Annotated in this window: 18 protein-coding genes; all 18 read right to left on the reverse strand. The window is 62.9% G+C overall.

Translation table 11 applies throughout. The features are described 5' to 3' along the window. Positions 1–15 precede the first annotated feature (15 nt). Positions 16–1,674: a methyl-accepting chemotaxis protein gene (locus B6S08_RS13860; RefSeq protein WP_245849869.1), complete on the reverse strand. Its 1,659-nt coding sequence runs from the start codon at positions 1,672–1,674 to the stop codon at positions 16–18. Positions 1,675–1,822: 148 nt separating this feature from the next. Then, positions 1,823–2,518 carry a chemotaxis protein gene (locus B6S08_RS13865; RefSeq protein ID WP_094201399.1) on the reverse strand — a complete coding sequence of 232 codons (696 nt, stop codon included), beginning with the start codon at positions 2,516–2,518 and terminating at the stop codon, positions 1,823–1,825. Between the two features lie 231 nt (positions 2,519–2,749). Continuing rightward, on the reverse strand, positions 2,750–5,482 hold the full coding sequence (gene secA / locus B6S08_RS13875) for a preprotein translocase subunit SecA (RefSeq protein ID WP_094201401.1): 2,733 nt from the start codon (positions 5,480–5,482) through the stop codon (positions 2,750–2,752). Between the two features lie 409 nt (positions 5,483–5,891). Continuing rightward, positions 5,892–6,815 (reverse strand): UDP-3-O-acyl-N-acetylglucosamine deacetylase, encoded by a 924-nt coding sequence (gene lpxC / locus B6S08_RS13885; RefSeq protein ID WP_094201403.1) that lies wholly within the window; start codon positions 6,813–6,815, stop codon positions 5,892–5,894. A 107-nt stretch (positions 6,816–6,922) separates the two neighbouring features. Beyond that, entirely contained in the window at positions 6,923–8,059 is a 1,137-nt protein-coding gene (ftsZ, locus tag B6S08_RS13890) for a cell division protein FtsZ (protein ID WP_094201404.1), read from the reverse strand. Positions 8,060–8,106: 47 nt separating this feature from the next. Beyond that, complete coding sequence (ftsA, locus tag B6S08_RS13895) at positions 8,107–9,363, reverse strand: cell division protein FtsA (RefSeq protein WP_094201405.1); 1,257 nt, start codon at positions 9,361–9,363, stop codon at positions 8,107–8,109. After that, positions 9,323–10,093 (reverse strand): cell division protein FtsQ/DivIB, encoded by a 771-nt coding sequence (locus B6S08_RS13900; protein ID WP_094201406.1) that lies wholly within the window; start codon positions 10,091–10,093, stop codon positions 9,323–9,325. The genes ftsA and B6S08_RS13900 overlap by 41 nt, the downstream gene beginning before the upstream one ends. A gap of 1 nt (position 10,094) precedes the next feature. Next, the gene (locus B6S08_RS13905) at positions 10,095–11,015 is read right to left on the reverse strand and encodes a D-alanine--D-alanine ligase (RefSeq protein WP_240919718.1); all 921 of its coding nucleotides are present in this window, start codon (positions 11,013–11,015) and stop codon (positions 10,095–10,097) included. Further along, positions 11,012–12,469: a UDP-N-acetylmuramate--L-alanine ligase gene (gene murC / locus B6S08_RS13910; protein ID WP_094201408.1), complete on the reverse strand. Its 1,458-nt coding sequence runs from the start codon at positions 12,467–12,469 to the stop codon at positions 11,012–11,014. Before murC ends, B6S08_RS13905 begins: the two co-directional genes overlap by 4 nt. Positions 12,470–12,482: 13 nt before the next feature. Further along, positions 12,483–13,550, reverse strand: a complete 1,068-nt coding sequence (gene murG, locus B6S08_RS13915) for an undecaprenyldiphospho-muramoylpentapeptide beta-N-acetylglucosaminyltransferase (protein ID WP_094201409.1) — start codon at positions 13,548–13,550, stop codon at positions 12,483–12,485. Continuing rightward, a complete protein-coding gene (ftsW, locus tag B6S08_RS13920) occupies positions 13,547–14,722 on the reverse strand; it encodes a cell division protein FtsW (RefSeq protein ID WP_094201410.1) in 1,176 nt (391 codons plus the stop codon). Before ftsW ends, murG begins: the two co-directional genes overlap by 4 nt. Then, positions 14,719–16,017 carry a UDP-N-acetylmuramoyl-L-alanine--D-glutamate ligase gene (gene murD / locus B6S08_RS13925; RefSeq protein WP_094201411.1) on the reverse strand — a complete coding sequence of 433 codons (1,299 nt, stop codon included), beginning with the start codon at positions 16,015–16,017 and terminating at the stop codon, positions 14,719–14,721. Before murD ends, ftsW begins: the two co-directional genes overlap by 4 nt. Before the next feature lie 4 nt (positions 16,018–16,021). Beyond that, positions 16,022–17,104, reverse strand: a complete 1,083-nt coding sequence (mraY, locus tag B6S08_RS13930) for a phospho-N-acetylmuramoyl-pentapeptide-transferase (protein WP_094201412.1) — start codon at positions 17,102–17,104, stop codon at positions 16,022–16,024. After that, positions 17,098–18,438, reverse strand: a complete 1,341-nt coding sequence (locus tag B6S08_RS13935) for a UDP-N-acetylmuramoyl-tripeptide--D-alanyl-D-alanine ligase (protein ID WP_094201413.1) — start codon at positions 18,436–18,438, stop codon at positions 17,098–17,100. Before B6S08_RS13935 ends, mraY begins: the two co-directional genes overlap by 7 nt. Further along, entirely contained in the window at positions 18,435–19,907 is a 1,473-nt protein-coding gene (murE, locus tag B6S08_RS13940; RefSeq protein ID WP_094201414.1) for a UDP-N-acetylmuramoyl-L-alanyl-D-glutamate--2,6-diaminopimelate ligase, read from the reverse strand. The genes B6S08_RS13935 and murE overlap by 4 nt, the downstream gene beginning before the upstream one ends. After that, positions 19,891–21,639: a penicillin-binding transpeptidase domain-containing protein gene (locus B6S08_RS13945; RefSeq protein WP_094201415.1), complete on the reverse strand. Its 1,749-nt coding sequence runs from the start codon at positions 21,637–21,639 to the stop codon at positions 19,891–19,893. Before B6S08_RS13945 ends, murE begins: the two co-directional genes overlap by 17 nt. Next, the gene (ftsL, locus tag B6S08_RS13950; RefSeq protein WP_094201416.1) at positions 21,636–21,947 is read right to left on the reverse strand and encodes a cell division protein FtsL; all 312 of its coding nucleotides are present in this window, start codon (positions 21,945–21,947) and stop codon (positions 21,636–21,638) included. The genes B6S08_RS13945 and ftsL overlap by 4 nt, the downstream gene beginning before the upstream one ends. After that, on the reverse strand, positions 21,947–22,891 hold the full coding sequence (gene rsmH, locus B6S08_RS13955; RefSeq protein ID WP_094201417.1) for a 16S rRNA (cytosine(1402)-N(4))-methyltransferase RsmH: 945 nt from the start codon (positions 22,889–22,891) through the stop codon (positions 21,947–21,949). The genes ftsL and rsmH overlap by 1 nt, the downstream gene beginning before the upstream one ends. Position 22,892 lies beyond the last annotated feature (1 nt).

A 22,892-nucleotide genomic window follows, 5' to 3' on the forward strand; every position in this document is an offset into this window, starting at 1 on the left:
GCCGCCGGCGGGCCCCTATCTGAGTCGGGGGCCGCCTCCCTGTTCCAGCCTGAAGCCGCTCACCGCCAGTTGCAGTTGTTCCGCCAGGGTTGCCAGCTCTCGGCTGGCGCTGGCGGTCTGATCGGCGCCGGCGGCGTTTTCGACGCCCATGCCGTGAATACTGGTGACGTTGCGGCTGATGTTTTCGGTGACCGAGGCCTGCTCTTCCACCGCACTGGCAATTTGCGTGTTCATATCGTGAATAATCTGCACGGCGGAGCTGATGAGCTCCAGTGCCTGCTCCGCCTCACGGGCACGGCTTACGGTGTTCTCGGCCCGTTGACGGCCGCTGTCCATGGCCATCCTGGCTTTTTCCGCGTCTCCCTGCAGCCGGGCCACGGTGGCCACAATTTCCTGGGAAGACTGCTGGGTCTGTTCGGCCAGGTTGCGCACCTCGGCCGCCACCACCGCAAAGCCTCGGCCCTGCTCACCGGCCCGGGCCGCCTCAATGGCGGCGTTGAGTGCCAGCAGGTTGGTTCTATCGGCAATTTCCTGAATCACCTCGACGACGGTGCTGATTTGCGTGCTGCTGTCGGCCAGTGACTGCACCACCAGGCTGGTGTTGCCGACATTTTCCGACAGGGTTTGAATGTGCTCCACCGTCTGCAGCACCACTCGCCGTCCCTGTTCGGCGGCTTCAAACGCCGACTTCGCCGACTCGGCGGCCTGGGTGGTATTTTGCGAGACTTCCTGCACCGTGGCGGACATCTGATTGATGGCGGTGGCCACCTGCTCGGTATCCTGCTGCTGACGCTCCAGGTTGGTGCTGGTCTGCAGCGACACCGCCGAGGTCTCCTCGGCGGCCGAGGCCAGCCCCGAACTGGACATGTTGATCTGGCCGATCAACTCACGCAGCTTGTCGCTCATGTGCTGCAACCGGGCATAGACGCCACTGGCGTTGGGCATGAATTGCACCCCGAGATCACCGGCGGCAATGGCGCTGGCGATCCGTTCCATTTCCGCCGGCTCGGCCCCCAGTGGCTGCAACACGGTCCGCCGCAGCACCCAGCCCAGCAGCAGACTGAGCAGCACCAGCAGCACCGACATGATGACCATGACGATCACCATGTTCTGTTTTTGTGCCTCGGCATGCCTGACTTCACGCTCCAGCCGCTCCAGCAGCAACTTGGTGAACGTGTTGACCGACTCCTGCATCTGGCTGCGCGCCTGCTCATAGGTGGGACCAAACACGACCTGCGCGGCTTCCTGCTGTCGACCTGCCGCCATCAGCTCCATGGCCTGGGTTTCCAGTCGGGCCATGGTGACGGTGCCCTGACGGCCTTGCTCCAGCGTGCTCAACTCGTCCCGAGTCAGCGCTAGGCCACCGATCATGTCCTTGTTGGACAGGAGCCGGCCATCGATACGGGCCGCCCGCCCTTCGGTGATGTCCATCACCCGTTGATAGGCACTCAGCTCCAGCTCCGCGCCCGTGGAAACATAATTGCGAATGCGCCCGGTCAGCTCGGTTGACATCATGCGCATCTGGTTGGCCGAGTTAAAATAGTCGTAACGCTTTTCCTGTGCCGAGCCCAGCTCGCTCTGCGCCTGTAACAAAAAAAAGAGCGCGCCGGCCAGTATCAGTGCAAACCCCAGGGCCACCCCTATGATCTGACGAATCACGCTCTTCAGGGTCATTTTGCCCTTCATTCTTTCATCCCCTCTCGCAATCATGCCGCACCCATTTATTCAAGACGGCGGAATTTTGCTTTAAATGAAGCGGAATTGAAAACAAAAAGGCTCACATGGAACCATTTAATCTCTGTCTTCGGTTGCGACATCCCTCTCAATCCCGGCCGCGATGGCCGGCCAGAGACAGTCGCCGCCGTGTCTCCCCCCGCTCACAAAGGCGCCAGCCCAGCCACAGGCTGGCCGCCATCATCAACAGCAGCAACCCCGCCAGCACCGCCATGGTCAGCCGGTTGTGCCGTTGCTCCCGCTGAATATTGCGCTCCAGCCGTTCCAAAAGCAGGGTGATAAACTGGTTGACCGAATCGCTCATGATCTCGCTGTAGCGATCGTAATCGGGATTGAACACCTTTTGCCGTGCCTGGTGCTCGCGCCCCGACGCCATCAGCCGAACCGCCTCCTCTTCCAGCCGGGCCAGGGTCAGGGTGGCCTGCCGCGCCCGTTCCAGCAAGCTCAGCTCTTCCCGGGTCAGCTCCATATTCTGCAGCATTTGCTCATTGGACAGGGTCTTGCCATTGAGACGGGCATGACGCCCTTCGGTCACGGCCAGCACATGGTAATAGAGTGACAGATCCCGCTCCGAACCCGTGGTGACATAATTGCGAATGCGGGCACTGAGCTGGCCCGACAGCAGCCGAATCTGGTTGGCCGATTCGAAATAATCAAACCGTGTTTGCTGCGCCAGCACCAGCTGCTGCTGAGACTGTAGCAGCAGCCACAGCGCCGCGGCACCGATCAGCGTCAGCGCCGGCAGCACCACGGCGGCCAGCCGCCCTATGACGTTGTGTTTCATTTCGCCCTCTTCTTGTCCCGTGTTGTTGTTATTGTTCCCCGCGCACGAGGAGGAAAATTATGGGCCAAGAACCGCAGCAGGGGAACCGAAGGGAGGGCCGGCAGGACAATATGCAAGAAAAGCCCGCACCGTTCACATTTGGCAGTCACATCGTTCACAGCAACCACCAAAAGGCAGTACAAAATGAAAGGGCCGCCCAAAGGGCGGCCCTGCATCATGGCGGGGTACGGCTCAGCTGAGCTTGCCGTGACACTGCTTGTATTTCTTGCCCGAACCACAGGGGCAAGGGTCGTTGCGCCCCACCTTCTGGCCTTCCCGTACAAAGGGCGTGGCCTCGCCTTCGGTGGTGGCGGCCTGCTGCTCACCGGCCAGCGGATTCTCCGCCTCGGCGTGGCTGTAGCTCTGGGGCTGACGCTCGGCGGCCTCACGGCGTTTGGCCTCGACCTCTTCTACTTCTTCCTGGGATTGCACCCGCACTCGGCTGAGAATGCTCACCACCTCACGCTTGAGGTTTTCCAGCATCTGGGTGAACAGTTCGTAGGACTCGCGCTTGTACTCCTGTTTGGGGTTCTTCTGGGCATAACCACGCAGGTGAATACCCTGACGCAGGTGATCCATGGCCGCCAGGTGCTCCTTCCACAGGTTGTCGAGGGTTTGCAGCATCACCGAGGTTTCAAACTGGCGCAGCACCTCTGCGCCGACCACGGCTTCTTTTTCTTCGTAGGCCTGGGTCGCCGCGGCCAGCACCCGCTCCAGGATCTGCTCGTCGTGCAGCTTGTCGTCCTGCTGGAGCCACTCACCGATGGGCAGCTCCAGGGCAAAGTCGCTCTGCAGGCGCTGCTCCAGGCCGGGCACGTCCCACATTTCCTCCAGCGATTGGGGCGGAATGTATTCGTTGACCACGTCGGTCAGCACGTCTTCCCGAATCACCGCGATGGTGTCGCGAATGTCACCGGAGTCGAGCAGCTCGTTACGCTGCTCATACACCACCTTGCGCTGATCGTTGGCGACGTCATCAAATTCAAGCAGGTTTTTACGAATGTCGAAGTTGCGGGTTTCCACCTTGCGCTGGGCGTTTTCAATGGCCCGGGTCACCCAGGGGTGCTCGATGGCCTCACCTTCTTCCATGCCCAGCTTCTTCATCATGCCGGTCACCCGATCCGAGGCAAAGATGCGCATCAAGGCATCTTCCATCGACAGGTAGAAGCGGCTGGAGCCGGCATCGCCCTGACGACCGGCCCGGCCGCGCAACTGGTTGTCGATGCGACGGGACTCGTGGCGTTCGGTGCCGATAATATGCAGGCCACCGGCGGCCAGCACCGCCTTGTGGCGCTGCTGCCAGTCTGCCTTGATAGCGGCAATCTGAGCATCGGTAGCCCCATCGCCCAGGGTTTCAATCTCGGCCTGCCAGCTGCCGCCGAGCACGATGTCGGTTCCGCGGCCGGCCATGTTGGTGGCGATGGTCACGGTGCCGGCACGGCCGGCCTGAGCGATGATCTCCGCTTCCTTCTGGTGGAACTTGGCGTTGAGCACCTGGTGCCGAATGCCCTGCTTGTCGAGAATGGTGGAAATCAGCTCGGAGTTTTCGATGGAAACCGTACCCACCAGCACCGGCTGGCCCCGCTCCACGCAGTCCTTGATGTCGGCGACGATGGCCTGGTATTTCTCGGCGGCGGTCAGGTATACCAGATCACCCATGTCCTTACGGATCATCGGCTTGTTGGTGGGGATCACCACGGTGTCGAGGCCGTAGATATGCTGAAATTCAAAGGCTTCGGTATCGGCGGTGCCGGTCATGCCCGCCAGCTTGTCGTAAAGACGGAAGTAGTTCTGAAAGGTAATCGAGGCCAGGGTCTGGTTTTCGTTCTGAATCTTCACCCCTTCCTTGGCTTCCACCGCCTGGTGCAGGCCTTCGGACCAGCGTCGACCCGCCATGGTACGGCCGGTGTGCTCATCGACGATCACCACCTCGTCGTTCTGCACGATGTAGTCGACGTTGCGCTCAAACAGGGTGTGGGCCCGCAGGCCGGCGTTGACGTGGGCCAGCAGGGTAATATTGCCGGCGGAGAACAGCGAGTCGTCCTCCTGCAGCAGGCCCATGCGCTTGAGCTCGTCTTCCACGAAGATCTGGCCGTTTTCGGTCAGCAGCGCCTGTTTGTTCTTTTCGTCCACGGTGTAGTGACCGTCGCCGGTGTATTCCTCGGTATCTTCCTTGTCCTGCTTCACCAGCTTGGGGATCAGGGTGTTGATGCGCATATACAGCTCGGAGCTGTCTTCTGCCGGCCCCGAGATGATCAGCGGGGTACGGGCTTCGTCGATCAGCACCGAGTCCACCTCGTCCACCAGGGCGTAGTTGAGCGGCCGCTGCACCCGCTGCTGGGGCGAAAACGCCATGTTGTCGCGCAGGTAGTCGAAACCGAATTCATTGTTGGTGCCGTAGGTAATGTCGCAGGCGTAGGCGGCCTGTTTTTCCTGATGGCTCATGCCGGGCAGGTTGCAGCCCACGGTCAGGCCCAGGAATTCAAACAGCGGCCGGTTGCCTTCGGCGTCCCGCCGGGCCAGGTAGTCGTTCACCGTCACCACGTGCACGCCCCGGCCGCTGAGGGCGTTCAGGTACACCGGCAGGGTACCGGTCAGGGTCTTGCCCTCACCGGTCTTCATTTCGGCAATCTGGTTGTTGTTGAGCACCATGCCACCGATCATCTGCACGTCAAAGTGGCGCATGCCAAACACTCGCTTGGACGCCTCGCGCACCACCGCAAAGGCTTCGGGCAAAATCTGCTCCAGGCTTTCGCCCTGCTCCAGGCGGGCACGGAATTCCACCGTTTTGCCCTGGAGCTCGGCGTCCGACAGGGCCTCGAACTTCGGCTCCATGGCGTTGATTTCGTTTACTACCTTGCGCAGTCGCTTGAGGGTTCGGTCGTTGCGGCTGCCAATGATGCGAGTGAAAAGTCTGGTAATCATGCTTGGCCAATAGTGATGTTGAAAAAAGACGCCCCGCGCGCCGGCGAGGCCATAACGATAACATGGGCGGAAAGCACATGACGCCTTCCTGCCGGCCCCGGACTTTGGGCGGTTGAGTATGTCAATGTAACCCGACAAGGCGTCAGGTAAAAGGGCTGGTCGCCGTGAACGCATGGCTCTTCGGGCCCGCGCTTTCGAATCCAGGTTCACCGAAGCATGCTCGAAACGGAATTGATATGGTGTTGAAAGTGCCGGGATTCAAGGGTGTGGGTGCCAAAAGCGACACAATCAGGCTTTGGGTGCGGAGAAAACCGACGCGCCTGACACAAAAACAACACGGGCCCGTTACCGGGCCCGTGAGCAAGGTGCACACCGGCGCGGAGAGATGCCGGCGTGCAAGCCAGGTTTATCAGGCGGGCTGAAAAGCGGTGTCGTAGTAACGAATGGGCGACTCGGCGCGCTCGTCGCCAAAGGTGACCATTTCCCAGGCTTCGGTCTGGGCCAGCAGCGCCCGCAACAGGTTGTTGTTCAGGGCGTGACCGGTCTTGTAGGCCCGGAACTCGCCCAGAATGCTGTGGTTGCACATGTACAGGTCGCCGATGGCGTCCAGCATCTTGTGCTTCACAAACTCGTTGGGGTAACGCAGGCCGTCGTCGTTGAGCACCTTGTAGTCATCCAGTACCACGGCGTTTTCCAGGCTGCCGCCCAAGGCCAGGTTCTGGGAATGCAGGTACTCGATGTCACGCATAAAGCCAAAGGTTCTGGCCCGGCTCAGTTCCTTCACAAAGGAAGCGCCGGAGAAATCCAGCACCAGGTGCTGGCTCTGGCCTTCAAACACCGGGTGTTTGAAGTCGATGGTCAGATCCATTCGAAAGCCCTTGTTGAAGGGACGCAGTTCGGCCCACTTGTCGCCGTCCTCTACCCGCACCGGCTGCTTGATACGAATAAACCGCTTGAGCGCGTTTAGTTCGTGAATGCCGCCGGACTGCAGCAGGTAAATAAAAGGATGGGAACTGCCGTCCATCACCGGCACCTCGGGCGCATCCACCTCGATATAGAGGTTGTCGATGCCGAGACCCGCCAGGGCGGCAGACAGGTGCTCAATGGTGGACACCCGCACACCGGCGTCGTTGACCAGCGCGGTGCACAGCATGGTGTCCTTCACCAGATCGGCGTCGGCCCGAATCTCAACCTGCGGCTCCAGATCGGTACGACGAAACACAATACCTGTGTTGGCCGGCGCGGGTACAAAGCGCATCTGCACCTTGTGACCGGAATGCAGGCCGATTCCGGTGGCCTGCACGGTATTTTTCAGAGTTCGTTGTCTAATCATGGAATTGTCCGTCAGTCAGATAGCACGATTCGAACCATATTAAAATGGCCATACATCCTAACACAGCTTTGCCCGCCGGCGCCAATGAGGCGCTTTTTCAACCAGGCTCAGTCGGCTTGCTTGCGCAGGAAGGCCGGAATATCCAGGTAGTCCAGATCGGTCTTGACCTGAGTATTGTCGGCGTTCACCGCCAGCTTGCCGGACTGCTCCTCGTGGCCCAGATCGGGGCGACGGGGGCTGCTTTCCTGGCTGTTGCCGGATTTCACCAGGGTGATGTCGGGCTTGCGCTCGGCACCGATACCGGTGGCCACCACGGTTACCCGCAGCTCGTCGGTGATTTCCGGATCCAGTACGGTACCCACCACCACGGTGGCGTTCTCGGAGGCAAAGGCCTTGACCGCGTTGCCCACGGTTTCGAACTCCTCGATGCTCATGTCGAGACCGGCGGTGATGTTGACCAGAATGCCACGGGCACCGGCCAGATCCACGTCTTCCAGCAGCGGGCTGGAGATGGCCTTCTCGGCGGCTTCCTCGGCCCGGTCTTCACCGGTGGCGTGGCCGGTACCCATCATGGCGGTACCCATTTCCCGCATCACGGTGCGAACGTCGGCGAAGTCGACGTTAATCAGACCCGGGCGGGTGATCAGTTCGGCAATGCCCTGTACCGCGCCCAGCAGCACGTTGTTGGCGGCCTTGAAGGCGTCCAGCAGGGAAATGCCCCGGCCCAGCACCTTGAGCAGCTTGTCGTTGGGAATGGTGATCAGCGAGTCGACGTGCTTGGCCAGCTCGTTGATGCCCTGCTGGGCGTAGTTCATGCGCTTCTTGCCTTCAAAGGCGAATGGCTTGGTCACCACCGCCACGGTCAGAATGCCCAGCTCCTTGGCCACTTCGGCCACCACGGGGGCGGCACCGGTGCCGGTACCACCACCCATGCCGGCGGCGATAAACACCATGTCGGCGCCGTCGAGCAGATCGCGAATGGCATCCTTGTCTTCCAGTGCCGCATCGCGCCCTACTTCCGGATTGGCTCCCGCGCCCAGGCCCTTCGTAATGGCGCTGCCGACCTGCAGGGTGTGATGGGCGCTGGCGTTGCGCAATGCCTGGGCATCGGTGTTGATCGCCAGGAATTCCACGCCTTCCAGGTTTTCACGCACCATGTGCTCCACGGCGTTACCGCCGCCGCCGCCTACACCGACCACTTTAATGACGGCTTCCTGCTCGTGATCATTCATCAGTTCAAACATAGGATTCACCCTCTCTCCGCTTTGGTTCCGGCGTGCTTGTGCCGGACTTAAAATTCGCCACGCAGCCAGTTGCCCACCCGCCGGAACAGGCCGGTGACGCTGGACTTGCCGCTGTATTCCTGCTGAGGCATCGACTGGTGCTCCTTGCCGTATTGCAGCAGCCCCACGGCGGTGGAGTACACCGGTGTCTCAACATAATCCGATAATCCCTTGATACCGCCGGGCTGGCCCACCCGTACCTGGCACTGAAAAATCTGCTCGGCGCATTCCACCAGTCCTTCGATCTGGGCGGCGCCGCCGGTCAGCACCAGGCCGGCGGCCAGCTGATGCTTGACCCCGGCCTTTTTCAGCTCGCCCTGCACCTTGGCCAGCTCCTGGTTGATCATGCCGAGCAGCTCGCTGTAGCGGGGCTCGATCACCTCGGCCAGGGTCTGGCGCTGCAGGCTACGGGCCGGTCGCCCGCCCACGCTTGGCACCTCTATGCTGTCTTCCTTGCTCACCAGGCGACTGAAGGCGCAGCCGTGACGTACCTTGATGGCTTCCGCATCCAGCGGCGGCGTGCCAAAGGCGTAGGCGATGTCACTGGTCACCGTGCTGCCGGCATAGGGAATCACCTTGGTGTGGCGCAGGGCGCCGCCGGTGAACACCGCCATGTCCATGGTGCCGCCGCCGATGTCGACCACACACACGCCCAGCTCCTTCTCGTCCTCGGTCAGCACCGCATAGCTGGACGCCAGGGCGCTGAAAATCAGTTGATCCACCCGCAGGCCAAGGCGTTCCACGCACTTCTCAATATTGCGCGCCATGTCGTTGTGACAGGTAATCAGGTGCACCTTGGCGTGCATGCGCACACCGGACAAGCCAATGGGATTGCGAATCCCCTCCTGAAAATCGATGGAGTACTCCTGGGGAATCACGTGCAACACCCGGTGCTCGTCGGACAACCGCACCGACTTGGCGGTGTGGATGACATTGTCCATGTCTTCCTGGGTCACTTCCTCGTCGGAAATGGGCACCATGCCGGTTTCGTTGCGGCATTCGATGTGCTTGCCCGACAAGCCCAGGTAAACGGAGGTGATCTGGCAGTCGGCCATCATTTCGGCCTCATCCACCGCCCGTTTCAGGGACTTGACCACCGACTCAAGATCGTTCACGCCGCCCTTGTCCATGCCTTTTGCCGCATGGCTGCCGAGGCCGATGATATTGAGATCACCGTCCGGCAGCACTTCGCCCACCAGGGCAGTGACCTTGGCCGTGCCGATATCAAGCCCGACGATCAGATTTCGTTCCGCGCTCTTGGTCATTCTCTGTCTCTTCGTCCTGCTTCCATCCCACTGCCAACCCGGTATCGTAACGCAGGTCGAGATAGGCCACTCGCTCGCGTCCAGCAATGCCCGGATAGACATTCACAAATCGTTGCAGACGGGCTTCAATATCGTCCCGCCCCAGTATCAGCCGCACCCCGTCACTCAGGGTCAGCTCCCAGGAAAAGCGCGGCGTCAGGTGAACGCGGCTGATACGGTACCCCTGCTCACCCAACAACATGCGCAGGCGCTGATATTCTTCCAGCACCCTGGGCGCTTCTTCATCCGGTCCCGACAGGCTCACCAGCTCTAGCTCGCCCCTATCGGCGTGAAACACCTCGCCGTGGCGGTTGACCAGATCCTGCTCGTTCCAGAACGCCGCCACCGGCTGCTCCACTATGTAGACCCGCAGGGTGTCGGGCCACTGCTTGCGTACCGAGGCGCTGTATACCCAGGGCAGTGCCTGCAGCTGCTGCTGCACCCGATCCACCTCCAGGGCAAAAAAGTTGCCCACCTCGGGCAGCGCCAGCACCGATTCGCGCATGTCATCACGGCTCACGAAACGGTGCTCGCCCTGAATAATCAGGCTGTTCACCGGCACCTGATTGGCCGCCGTCGCCCACATCACCAGCTGCCACAGGCCCCACAGCAAGGTGCCCAGTACCAGCAGAAAAAACACCAGGCCGGACAAAAAACCCAGCCGGGTACGGGTGGCCACGACCTCGCTCATTTCAGTCCGCCATTCCCAGCACGCGCACCACCAGCTGATCAAAATCGAGTCCGGCCACTCGAGCCGCCTTGGGCACCAGGCTGGTCTCGGTCATGCCCGGCACCGTATTGACCTCCAGCAGCCACCACTGGCCGCTGCGACCCCGCATCAGATCCACCCGGCCCCAGCCGCTGGCGGCCACGGCGTCAAAGGCCTGAAGGCACAGCTCGCCCAGCGCCTGCTCTTCCGGCTCGCTCAGGCCACAGGGGCAGAGATACTCGGTGTCGCCGGACTGGTACTTGGCCGAATAATCGTAAAAGGTATGGGGCGTGCGCAGGCGAATGGCCGGCAGCGCGCGCTCTCCCAGAATGCTGACGGTATATTCGTCGCCGTCGATAAAGCGCTCCAGCAGCACTTCGTCGTCAAACTCAAAGGCGGCATCAATGGCCGCGCGCAGCTCGGCGGCGCTTTCCGCCCGGGCCATGCCGATGCTGGAACCTTCGTGAGACGGCTTGACGAACACGGGCCCGCCAAAACGCGCCATCAGCGCATCGGCCATGGCGGGCTGAAAGTCCTTACGGCGCACGATGTCAAAGTCGGCGGTGGGCAGCCCCATGGCCCGCCACACCTGCTTGGTGCGAATCTTGTCCATGGCCAGGGCCGCGCCCAGCACTCGGGAGCCGGTATAGGGAATGCCCAGATGTTCCAGGGCGCCCTGCAGGGTGCCGTCTTCACCGCCTCGGCCATGCACCACAATAAAGGCTCGGTCAAAGCCCTCTTCCTTCAGCCGTGCCAGCGGATAGTCTTTGGTGTCAACGCCATGGGCATCGACCCCGGCGCGCTGCAGGCCGGCGAGCACGGCGGCACCGGAGCGCAGTGACACTTCCCGCTCGGCGGAGCGTCCGCCAAAGAGCACAGCAACCTTGCCGAATTGTTCCATCATTGCTCCCCTTGCAGCTTCATCGCCTCGGCCGAGAGTTTCAGGCCGCCCAGTTTGCGCGCCAGGGCGCCCACGTTGCCGGCCCCCTGGGTCAGTACAATGTCACCTTCCTGCATCAGCTCCGCCAGCACGGCCGGCACCTCGTCGGGAGTGGCCACATAGATAGGCTCCTGACCCCGGCTGCGAATGCTGCGGCACAACGCCCGGCTGTCGGCGCCGGGAATGGGTGATTCGCCAGCACTGTACACTTCCAGCAGGATCAGCACATCGCTTTTTGACAGTACGTCGACAAAATCCTCATACAGGTCCCTTGTGCGGGTATAACGGTGAGGCTGGTAGATGGTCACCAGCCGGCGCTCGGGCCAGCCGGCCCGCACCGCATTCTGGGTGGCGCGCACTTCACTCGGGTGATGGCCGTAGTCGTCCACCAGCTTGACCCGGCCACGACCGGTGTCGAACTCGCCATACTGTTGAAAGCGCCGGCCCACCCCCTCGAATTTTTTCAGCGCCGCCAGAATGGCCCCGTCTTCGATGCCGTCTTCACAGGCCACGGCGATGGCCGCCGCCGCGTTTTGGGCATTGTGCCGGCCCGGCAGGTTGAGCTGAACGTCCAGGCAGCTGCCGTCGGGGCGGCACACGCGAAAGGTGCTGTGATCGGCGCTCTGTTGAAAGTCTTCCACCCGGTAATCGGCCTCGGGATTGAAGCCATAGGTGACGAACTGGCGGCCGATGCGCGGCAACAGGCCCCGCACCACGCTGTCGTCGATACACAGCACCGCCAGGCCATAGAAGGGCAGATTGTGCAGAAAGTCGACGAAGGTACCTTCCAGCTTGCTGAAGTCGCCGCCATAGGTGTCCATGTGATCCGCTTCGATATTGGTGACGATCGACACCATGGGCTGCAGGTGCAGGAAGGACGCATCGCTTTCGTCCGCCTCGGCGATCAGGTAACGACTGGAGCCCAGGCGGGCGTTGCAGCCGGCGCTATTGAGCAGGCCACCGATAACAAAGGTGGGATCCAGCTCGGCCTCACCGTAGATGCTGGCCACCAGACTGGTGGTGGTGGTCTTGCCGTGAGTACCGGCCACCGCCACGCCGTGGCGAAAACGCATCAGCTCCGCCAGCATCTCGGCTCGGCGCACCACCGGAATGCGCAGATCCCGTGCCGCCAGCAGCTCGGGGTTGTCGGCCTGAATGGCGGTGGACACCACCACCACGCTGGCCCCGGCCACCTGCTGGGCGTCATGGCCCAGGAAAATGGTGGCGCCCATGGCCTGCAGCCGGTCGGTGACCGGGTTGTAGGCGATGTCGGAGCCGGTAATGGCATAGCCTTCATTGGCGAGCACTTCGGCAATACCGCCCATACCGGCACCGCCAATGCCGATAAAATGAATGCGTCTGACCCGTCTCATCTCCGGAATCATGCTTCTCAGTTTTGCCAGTTCAACCTTGGTCATGCCAGTCTCTCGTTTATGTCGCCAGGCCGCGCAGGCAGTCCGCCACCCGCGCCGCCGCATCGGTAATTGCCAGTTGCCGGGCCCTGCCGGCCATGTCCCGCAGCCGCTCCCGGTTGCCGGCCAGTTGTTCCAGTTGCTGCGCCAGTGCCGCCGGGGTCAGGGCTTGTTGTGGCATCAGCAGGGCCGCGCCTTCGCTCACCAGCGCCTGCGCGTTTTTGGTCTGGTGGTCGTCCACCGCGTGGGGCAGCGGCACGAAAATGGCGCCCAGTCCCGCCGCGGCCACTTCCGACACCGTCAGCGCCCCCGCCCGGCACACCACCAGATCGGCCTCGCCATAGGCGGCGGCCATGTCGGAAATAAAATCACTCACCTCGGCCTTGATTCCGTGCGCCGCATAGGCGGCGCGCACTGCCTCGCCGTTGCCCTTGCCACACTGGTGGCGCACTTGCACCGGGGCACTCACTTGCGCCAGGGCCTCGGGCAGGGTGTCGTTGAGTATCTTCGCGCCCAGGCTGCCGCCCACCACCAGCAGCCGCAGCGGCTGAACCCCGGTGCCGATGCGTTCGGCCGGTGCCGGCAGCGCCACCACGTCCGGACGCACCGGGTTGCCCACCACCTCGCCCTGCTCAAAGGCGCCGGGAAAGGCCATCAGCACACGGCTGGCGATGCGCGCCAGCAACTTGTTGGTCATGCCGGCGGCGGCATTTTGCTCGTGCAGCACCAGCGGAATGCCCGCCAACCTGGCCGCCACGCCCCCCGGGCCGGCGGCAAAACCGCCCATGCCCAGCACCACGTCCGGCCGGGTTTGTTTCAGCACGCTGCGCGCCTGGCGCACGGCGTTGGCTATTTTAAAGGGCGCCGCCAGCAGCCGTTTCACGCCGTTGCCGCGCACCCCGGCGATGTCGATGGTGTGCAGCGGATAGCCGTGCTCCGGCACCAGCCGGGCCTCCATGCGCTCGGCGGTGCCCAGCCAGTGAATGGTCCAGCCTTCGTCCCGCAGCAGGTCGGCCACCGCCAGCCCGGGAAAGACGTGGCCGCCGGTACCGCCGGCCATGACCAGCAGGGTCTTGTTGTTGCTCATAACACCTCCCGCTGTCTGGCCTGCATGTGATCCCGCCGCCATTCAAAATCAATACGCACCAGAATGGCCACCGCCGTGCTCATCACCAGCAGGCTGGAGCCGCCGTAGCTGACCAGCGGCAGGGTCAGGCCTTTGGTGGGCAACAGGCCCGAGGCCGCGCCCACATTCACCACGGTCTGAAAGCTGAACCAGATGCCGATGCCCATGGCCAGATAGCCTTCGTACTGGCGGCCTCCCAGCAGCACCTTCTGGCCGATGCGCAGGGCCTTGAACGCCAGCCAGCACTGCAGCAGCAATACCAGCAGCACCCCGGTAAAGCCCAACTCTTCGCCGAGAATGGCGAATACGAAATCGGTATGGGCCTCGGGCAGGTATTCCAGTTTCTGAATGGAGTTACCCAGGCCTTCACCAAACCAGCCGCCCCGGCCAAAGGCCATCAGCGACTGGGTCAGCTGGTAACCGCTGCCAAAGGGATCGTCCCAGGGATTGAGAAAGGAAGTCACCCGCTTCATGCGGTAGGGCGCCATGGCGATCAGCCCCGCCACCAGTGCCACGCCCAGGGTCACCAGGCTGATAAACTGACCCATGCGGGCGCCGGCGATAAACAGCATGCCGAGGGTGGTGACAAAGAGCACCACCACGGATCCCAGATCCGGCTGCTTGAGCAACAACAACGACATGATGCCCATCACCGCCAGTGGCTTGAGAAATCCCTTCCAGTGGCCGCGTACCTCGTCCTGCTTGCGCACCAAAAAGCCGGCAAGAAAGGTGAACAGCGCCAGCTTGGCGATTTCCGCCGGCTGCACGTTGAACAGTCCCAGCGCCAGCCAGCGCTTACTGCCGTTGATTTCGCGTCCAGCCACCAGTACCAGCATCAACATGATCAGCGCCAGCACCAGAAAACCGGCGTTGAATTGCTGCCAGCGGGCCATGGGCACCTGCAGCACCAGGGTGCTCAGAAACAGGCAGATCAGCAGAAAGCTGCCGTGACGCTTGACGAAATAAAAGGGATCGCTGCCCACCGCGATGCCCTCGGCGATGGAGGCGGACGACACCATGACCAGGCCGATCGCCATCAGCGCCAGGGACAGGATGACCAGCTGACGGTCATAAATATGGCCCTGGGACGGTCGCAGCAGCCAGTCCAGACGGGGTGAAGGCAATAGCGTCATAACGCCTCCACCAGGGCCGCAAAGTGATCACCCCGGGCCGTGTAGCTGGAATACATGTCCAGGCTGGCACAGGCCGGCGCCAGCAACACCCAGTCTCCGGCCTGCGCCTGCTCCGCACACCAGGCCACCGCCTCGGCCATGTCGGCCACGGCGTGCGTATTGTCGGCAAGACGCAGCAATTGCGCTCGATCCTGACCCAGGCAGGCCATGCCGGCGATGCACGAGTGCAGCAGCGGCACCAGCGGGCCAAAGTCCTGGCCCTTGCCCTGACCGCCGGCGATCAGCCACAGCCGACCGCTCATGCCATCGGCGATGCCATCAATGGCGGCCAGGGTGGCGCCCACATTGGTGGCCTTGGAGTCGTTGATCCAGCGCACTCCGCCTTTCTCGGCGATAAACTGACTGCGGTGGGCCAGGCCGCCAAAGCGGCGCAGCACCGCCAGCTGGGCGGCTTGGGCAATGCCGGCTTCGTCCGCCAGGGCCATGGCGGCGAGCGCATTAAGCTGGTTATGGGCGCCCACGATGCGCAGCTCCGGCACCGCCAGCACAGGCTCGCCGTGCACGCTGAGCCAGCGTTCGCCCTGATGGTCGATGCGGCCATAATCCCGTGCGTCGAGGCCAAAACTCACCGCCCGGCGACCCGCCGGAGGCGTGGTCTCACCGTCTTCCCGGTTATACACACAAAGCCCGGCCCCTCGGTAGATGCCGAGCTTGGTGTCCCGGTAATGGGCCAGGGAGTCGTAGCGATCCAGGTGATCCTCGCTGATATTGAGCACGGTGGCGGCCCGCGCCGCCAGGCCGGGGGTGGTTTCCAGCTGGAAACTGGACAGCTCCAGCACCGCCAGCTCCAGCGGCCGGTTCAGCAGTTCCAGCGCCGGCGTACCGATATTGCCCCCCACGCCCACCGCCAGGCCGGCCTCGGCAGCCATCTCGCCCACCAGGGTGGTGACCGTGCTCTTGCCGTTGGAGCCGGTAATGGCGATCACCGGGGCACGGCATGCTCGCAGGAACAACTCGACATCACCGATGATTTCCACCCCGGCCTCGGCGGCGCGACGCAACTCGGGGGTGGCCAGGGGAACACCGGGGCTGACAATGATCAGTTCGGCACTGAGCAGCACCTCGGCGTCGAAGCCGCCGAAGTGGCACTCCAGCCCGGCGGGCAGTTGCTCGGCACCCGGCGGCTGGGCACGAGTGTCCATCACCACGGGGCTCACCCCGAGGCGCGCGCAGTAACGCACACAGGAAAGTCCCGTCTGTCCCAGTCCGATAATCACAGTGCGCGCAGGGATCATGGCGTTATCTCAGCTTCAGGGTGGCCAGGCCGGTCAGCACCAGCATCAGGGTGATGATCCAGAAGCGAACGATCACTCTGGGCTCGGGCCAGCCTTTCAGCTCGTAATGATGATGAATGGGCGCCATGCGGAAAATACGCTGGCCCCGCAGCTTGTAGGATCCCACTTGCAGGATCACCGACAGGGTCTCGATCACGAAGATGCCGCCCATGATCACCAGCAGAAATTCCTGGCGCACCAGCACGGCAATCACCCCCAGGGTAGCGCCCAGCGCCAGGGAGCCCACATCGCCCATAAACACCTGGGCGGGAAAGGTGTTGAACCACAAAAAGCCGAGGCCGGCACCGACGATGGCGGTACATACCACGGTCAGCTCGCCGGCATTGGCTACATAGGGAATGTGCAGGTACTCGGCGAAGTTGACGTTGCCGGTGGCCCAGGCCACCAGGGCAAAGCCCGCCGCCACCATGACGGTGGGCATGATGGCCAGGCCGTCGAGGCCGTCTGTGAGGTTGACCGCATTGCTGGAGCCCACGATCACAAAGTAGCTGAGCACCACGAAGAACAGCCCGAGCTGGGGCATGACGTCCTTGAAAAAGGGCACCACCAGCTGGGTCTGGGCCGGCTCCTGGGCAATCCAGTAGACAAAGCCCGCCGCCGCCAGCGCCGCCGCCGACTGCCAGAAATATTTCCAGCGCGCAATCAGACCATCGGTGTTCTTGCGCACCACCTTGCGGTAGTCATCGACAAAGCCGATGGCACCAAAGGCGCCCAACACAAACAGCACCACCCACACATAGGGATTCGACAGCCGGGCCCACAGCAGCACCGACACGAAGATGGCGATAAGGATCATCAGGCCGCCCATGGTGGGGGTGCCGGCCTTGCTGAAGTGGGACTCGGGGCCGTCGTTGCGCACCACCTGGCCAATCTGCAGTTTCTGCAGCCGGCGAATGAGCCGGGGGCCTATCCACAGCGATACCAGCAGGCCGGTCAGGATGGAGACGATGGCCCTGAAGGTGAGATAGGAAAATACGTTGAAAAACCCGAAATGGGGGGTCAGCCATTCCGCCAGCCAGACTAGCATAGCTCGCCCTCCCAAATGGCCCGGACCATGTCTTCCATCCGGGCACTGCGTGCACCCTTGACCAAAACTACCACCTTGTTGTGTGCCGCCAGTTCTGCCTTCAGCGCTGGCCACAGTTGTTGCTTGTTGTCGAAATGACGGCCCTGGGCCGCCGTGGCCGTGTGCCGGCTGTCTTCACCCGCGGTCAGCACGGCGTCAATGCCAAGCTTGCGGGCATGCTCGCCCACCCTGACATGCATGTCGCGGCTGTAATCCCCGAGCTCGGCCATGTCACCAAACACGAAAATGCGGTAACCCGGCAGGCTGGCCAGGGTATCGAGCCCGGCCAGTACCGACGCGACGCTGGCGTTATAGGTATCATCCAGTACCGTCAGACCAGGTCGCGTCCATACCTGCAACCGGCCCTTGGCCTGATCAAAGGCGGCAAGTCCGGTCGCAATATCCTCCAGGCTAGCGCCCAGCTGTTCGGTACCGGCGGCGGCGGCCAGCGCATTGGCCACGTTGTGCCTGCCGGGCACCGGCAACTGCACGTCCACCTCGCCCTGAGGCGTCAGCAGCCGAAAACGGGCACAGCCGGCGGCATCCAGGGTCACCTGGCGGGCCTGGTATTCACGGCGCTCGCCGAAATACGTCAGCTCCACCTGTTGTTTCCACAGGCTGCAGAAGGGGCTGTCGCCGTTGGCGATGGCCACCCCACCGGGCTCCAGGCCGCCGTAGATTTCTCCCTTGGCCTGGGCAATGCCTTCCAGCGAGCCGAACCCTTCCAGGTGCGAGGCTTCCACGTTGTTGATCAATGCCACATGGGGCTTTGCCAGCGAGCTGGTCCAGGCAATTTCGCCGATGTGATTGGCGCCGAGCTCGATCACCGCATAGTCGATGGCATCGGTCAGCTCGCACAGGGTCAGGGGCACGCCGATTTCATTGTTGAGGTTGCCCCTGGTGGCCAGCACCTCGCCTTTCTGGCGCAGTATGCTGGCGGCCATTTCCTTCACCGTGGTCTTGCCACAGCTGCCGGTGATGGCCAGCACGCGAGCATGGCTTTGTTCACGCACCAGGCCGCCCAGCACGCCCAGCGCCAGCCGCGTATCGGCCACGCGGATCTGGGGTAAATCCAGCTCCAGCCAGCGCTCAACCAGCAGGGCAGCGGCGCCCTGCTTCACCGCCTGTTCGGCAAAGTCGTGGGCATCAAAGCGATCGCCGGACAGCGCCACAAACAGGCAGCCCTCATGCATGGGCTGGCGGCTGTCGGTAGACACCGCCAGAATGTCGCGGTCGGTGCCGCGCAGCTCGCCGCCAGAAGCATCGGCCAGCCGGCTCAGGGAAACGGCTATCACTGAACCTCTCCCAGCAGCGCGGCCACGGTTTCCCGGTCGCTGTAATGTATGGTTTGGGTGCCCACTATCTGATAATCCTCATGGCCCTTGCCTGCTACCAATATGATGTCCCGCTCGTCCGCCGCCTCCAGGGCATGGGCGATGGCGTCGGCGCGGGCATGAATGACGATGGCCTCATCCGGCGCGCTCAGACCGGCCCGCATATCGGCGATGATGGCCTCGGGCGACTCGGTGCGCGGATTGTCATCGGTCAGGATCACCACGTCGGCGGCGCTTTCGGCCGCCGCCGCCATCAGCGGCCGTTTGCCCTTGTCCCGATCACCGCCGCATCCGGTCAGGCACCACAGCCGACCCCGGCAATGCTGACGCAGCGCCTGCAGTACCTGCTCCAGGGCATCCGGTGTGTGGGCATAATCCACCACCACCAGCGGTTTGCCCGGGGCGGTAAAGGGCTCCATGCGCCCGGCCACACCGGTCAGTCTTGGCGCCGTTTCCAGCAGGCGCTCGAAAGACTCACCCAGCTCCAATAGTGCCCCCATGGCCGCCAGCAGGTTGGCCACGTTGAAACGGCCGATCAGGGGGGCGGATAATACACCATTCCCCCAGTCGGAGTTAATGGTCACTTTCACCCCGTCGCCATAAAAATGTACCGTTTCCGCCACCAGCTGACGCCCGGGGAAATCCGCCAGGCGGCCGTGCAGGCTGTAGGCCACGGCGTCGGAATAGCGGCCCAGCCAGCGCCGGCCCAGCACGTCATCGGCGTTGATCACCCGGCTGCGCCGGCACAGCTCAAAAAGGCCTCGTTTGGCTTCGCCGTATTCCGCCATGGTGCCGTGATAATCCAGGTGATCCCGGCTCAGGTTGGTAAACACCGCCACGTCAAAATCGAGCGCGGCCACCCGGTGCTGATGCAGGCCGTGGGACGACACTTCCATCGCCACGCGCGCAGCACCGGCGTCAAGCAGCCCGGCCAGGGTGTGCTGCACTTCCAGCGCAGAGCCGGTGGTATTGACCGCCGCCTGCAGCTGGCCGCACAGGCCGTTTCCAAGGGTGCCCATCACCCCGGTGGTAGTGCCCAGCAGCTGGCTCCAGTGGGCAATCAGCTGGGAGACGGTGCTCTTGCCATTGGTGCCGGTGACCCCGACCAGTTGCAGTTGCTGTGAAGGCTCGCCGTAAAAGGCGCCGGCCAGCCGGGACAGCAGCTCCGGCAGCCGGTGCACTCCCAGCAGGCGATGATCCTGCGGGTTCAGGCCGGCCTGCTCGGCGCTGTCGACCTGGTGAATCACCGCCGCCGCGCCCTGCTGCAGGGCGCTGTCGATAAACTGACGACCATCGATGTGATGACCTTTAACGGCAATAAACAGGCTGCCGGGACTGACCCGGCGGCTGTCGAGGGTGATCTTTTCAATGGCGATGGCCGGGGCCGAATGACCCAGGGACACCGCCAGCTCTCTAAGTGTGAGGGACAAGTGCTGCCTCCTGTCCTGCCAGCTGGAATTGTTCTTCGGTGGCGGCATCGGGGCGAATGTTGAGCAGCTGCAGGGCGCCACTCATCACCTCGGCAAACACCGGGGCCGCCACCTGACCACCGTAATACTGATCGCCCTGGGGTTCGTTGATCACCACCACCAGGGCCAGGCGCGGATCGCTGAGCGGCGCCACGCCGGCAAACAGACCCACGTAATCGCTGCCGTAACCTCCGGCAATGGCCTTGCGCGAGGTGCCGGTCTTGCCGCCCACCCGGTAACCGGCGATGGCGGCATTGCGGGCGGTGCCGCCCGGACCCACCACGCTTTCCAGCATGTGCATCACGGCCTCGGCATGCTGCCGGGGCACCGCCTGCTCGCCTGCCGGCGGCTGGCTGCGCTTGATAATTGTCAGCGGATGGCGCACGCCGCCGTTGGCCAGAATCGCATAGGCCTGGGCCAGTTGCAGCGGAGTAACCGTTACCCCATAGCCAAACGACAGCGTGGCCTGCTCAATGTCGGACCAGCGCCGGCGCTGGGGCACCATGCCGGTGCTTTCGCCCACCAGGCCCATGCCCGAGTCAATGCCCAGGCCAAAGCGGTACAGGGTATCGAGCAATTGCTCCGGGGTTTCCTCCATGGCCATCCGCACCATGCCCATGTTGGATGAGCGCTGCAGCACGGTTTCCACACTGATGTTGCCCAGGTTGCGAGTATCGGCCACCCGCTTGCCGCCCAGCCGCATCCAGCCCGGGCTGGTGTCGATCATGCTGTTGGCCTTGACCACACCGTTTTCCAGGGCACTGACCACTATCATCGGCTTAAGGGTGGAGCCGGGCTCGTAGGTATCGGTCACCGCCCGGTTGCGGGCACGAAAGCCCTGATACTGACTGCGGTTATTGGGGTTGAACGACGGCGCGTTGACCATGGCCAGCACCTCGCCGGTCTTGACGTCCAGCATCACCAGCGAGGCCGAGGTGGCCCGGTGAAATTCAAAGGCGCGCTTGAGCGAACGGTAGGCCAGGGCCTGAATGCGCTGATCTATGGTCAGTTCGATGTTGTTGGCCTGGCGCGCTTCCGACACCACCCCCAGATCCTCGATCACTCGGCCCATGCGATCCTTGCGCACCTTGCGCTCGCCGGGCTGGGCGGTGAGCCAGTCATTAAAGGCCCGCTCTATGCCCTCGATGCCGTTGCCGTCGATATTGGTCATGCCCACCAGGTGGGCGTTGATCTCGCCGGTGGGGTAAAAACGGCGCTCTTCCGGACGCAGGTGAACGCCCGGCAGGCGCAGCTTGCGAATGTATTCGGCCACCGCCGGGGTTACCTGGCGTTGCAGGTAAACAAAACGGCGTTTGGGGTTTTCCACCCTGGCCAACAGCCGGTCATGGGGCACTCCCAGCACCTCGGCCAGGGCCTGCCAGGCCTGCTCCCGATCCAGGCTGCGCTCGGCGTGGATCTGTTTGGGATCGGCCCACACCGCCTGCACCGGCACCGACACCGCCAGCTCTTCGCCGTTGCGATCCATGACCATGCCTCGGGAGGTGTTGCTGACCGCGGCGGATCGCAGGGATCGCAGATCCCCCTCCAGCCGTAGCCGATCCGGAGAGATCACCTGGATCCAGGCGGCCCGGGCAAAGAGGGCGAAAAAAGCCAGCAGAATAACGGCGCAGGTAAAGTGAAAGCGCCCCAGTGCCAGCAGTGGCTCTTTTTTTTGCCGGTTACGCCTGCTCATGGTTCCATCACCAGTTTTTCCTTGCCCGGATTCGGACGGTACATGCCCAGCTTGTCCCGGGCCAGGGCCTCGACACGGCTGTGCTCCATCAGGGTATTCTGCTCCAGCAGCAGGTTGCGCCACTCGATGTCGAGCTTATCCTGCTCGGCCATCAGCTCGTTGTATTCACTGGTCAGCTGCCGAGTGCCATGGGTCACCACGATCACCGTCATGGCCGACACCACGGTGGCCACCGCCAACAGCAGCAGCCATTTGTATCGCCACAGATCCCGCCCGACTTCCCGGGCCAGGTTGATGCGGCTTTCCATTACTCAGCGGTCTCCAGCCGTTCGGCTACCCGCAATACCGAGCTGCGGGCCCTGGGGTTGGCATTCACTTCCTCGGCCGACGGCTTTTGCGCCTTGCCTACGCTCTTGAGCGAACGGCCACCGGCCAGCTGCGCCTCGGTCAGGGGCAGTCCAGGCGGCACCTCGGGTCCTTTTTCATGCTTGCGAATGAAGTGTTTGACCAGGCGATCTTCCAGGGAGTGGAAGCTGATTACCGACAGCCTGCCGCCCGGGGTCAGCACACGAAGGGCACCGTTCAGCGCCTGCTCGATTTCGTCCAGCTCGCTGTTGATGTAGATGCGAATGGCCTGAAAACTGCGGGTCGCGGCGTGTTTGTTCTTTTCCTTGCTCGGGTTGACCCGGGCGATCATTTCCGCCAGCTGACGGGTGCGGGTCCAGGGCGTGGTTTGGCGGTCGTGCACTATGGCCCGGGCAATCTTGCGGGCATGACGCTCCTCGCCAAAGGTCTTCAGCACCCAGGCGATGTCGTCCATGTCGGCATGGTTAAGCCAGTCGGCGGCACTCTGTCCGCTGGTGGGATCCATGCGCATGTCGAGGGGACCGTCCTTCTGAAAGCTGAAGCCGCGCTCGGCGTCATCCAGCTGGGGCGACGACACCCCGAGATCGAGCAGCACACCGTCAACCGTGCCGGTGAGGCCCTCGGTTTCCATCATCTCTGCCAGACGCGAAAAGGGGCCGTGCAGAATCTGAAAACGCGGGTCGGTAATTTGCGCGGCCTCGGCAATGGCCGCCGGATCCCGGTCAATGGCCAGCAAACGACCATTTGGCCCCAGCTTTGACAAAATATGGCGCGAGTGGCCGCCGCGGCCAAAGGTGCCGTCCACATAGATGCCGTCGGGGCGAATATTAAGACCGGCCACTGCTTCTTCAAGCAGAACGGTGATGTGTGCCTGTTGTTCACTCATT

Origin of the sequence: Oceanimonas doudoroffii, assembly GCF_002242685.1 — a bacterium.
In the GTDB taxonomy this organism is placed as follows: Bacteria; Pseudomonadota; Gammaproteobacteria; order Enterobacterales; family Aeromonadaceae; genus Oceanimonas; species Oceanimonas doudoroffii.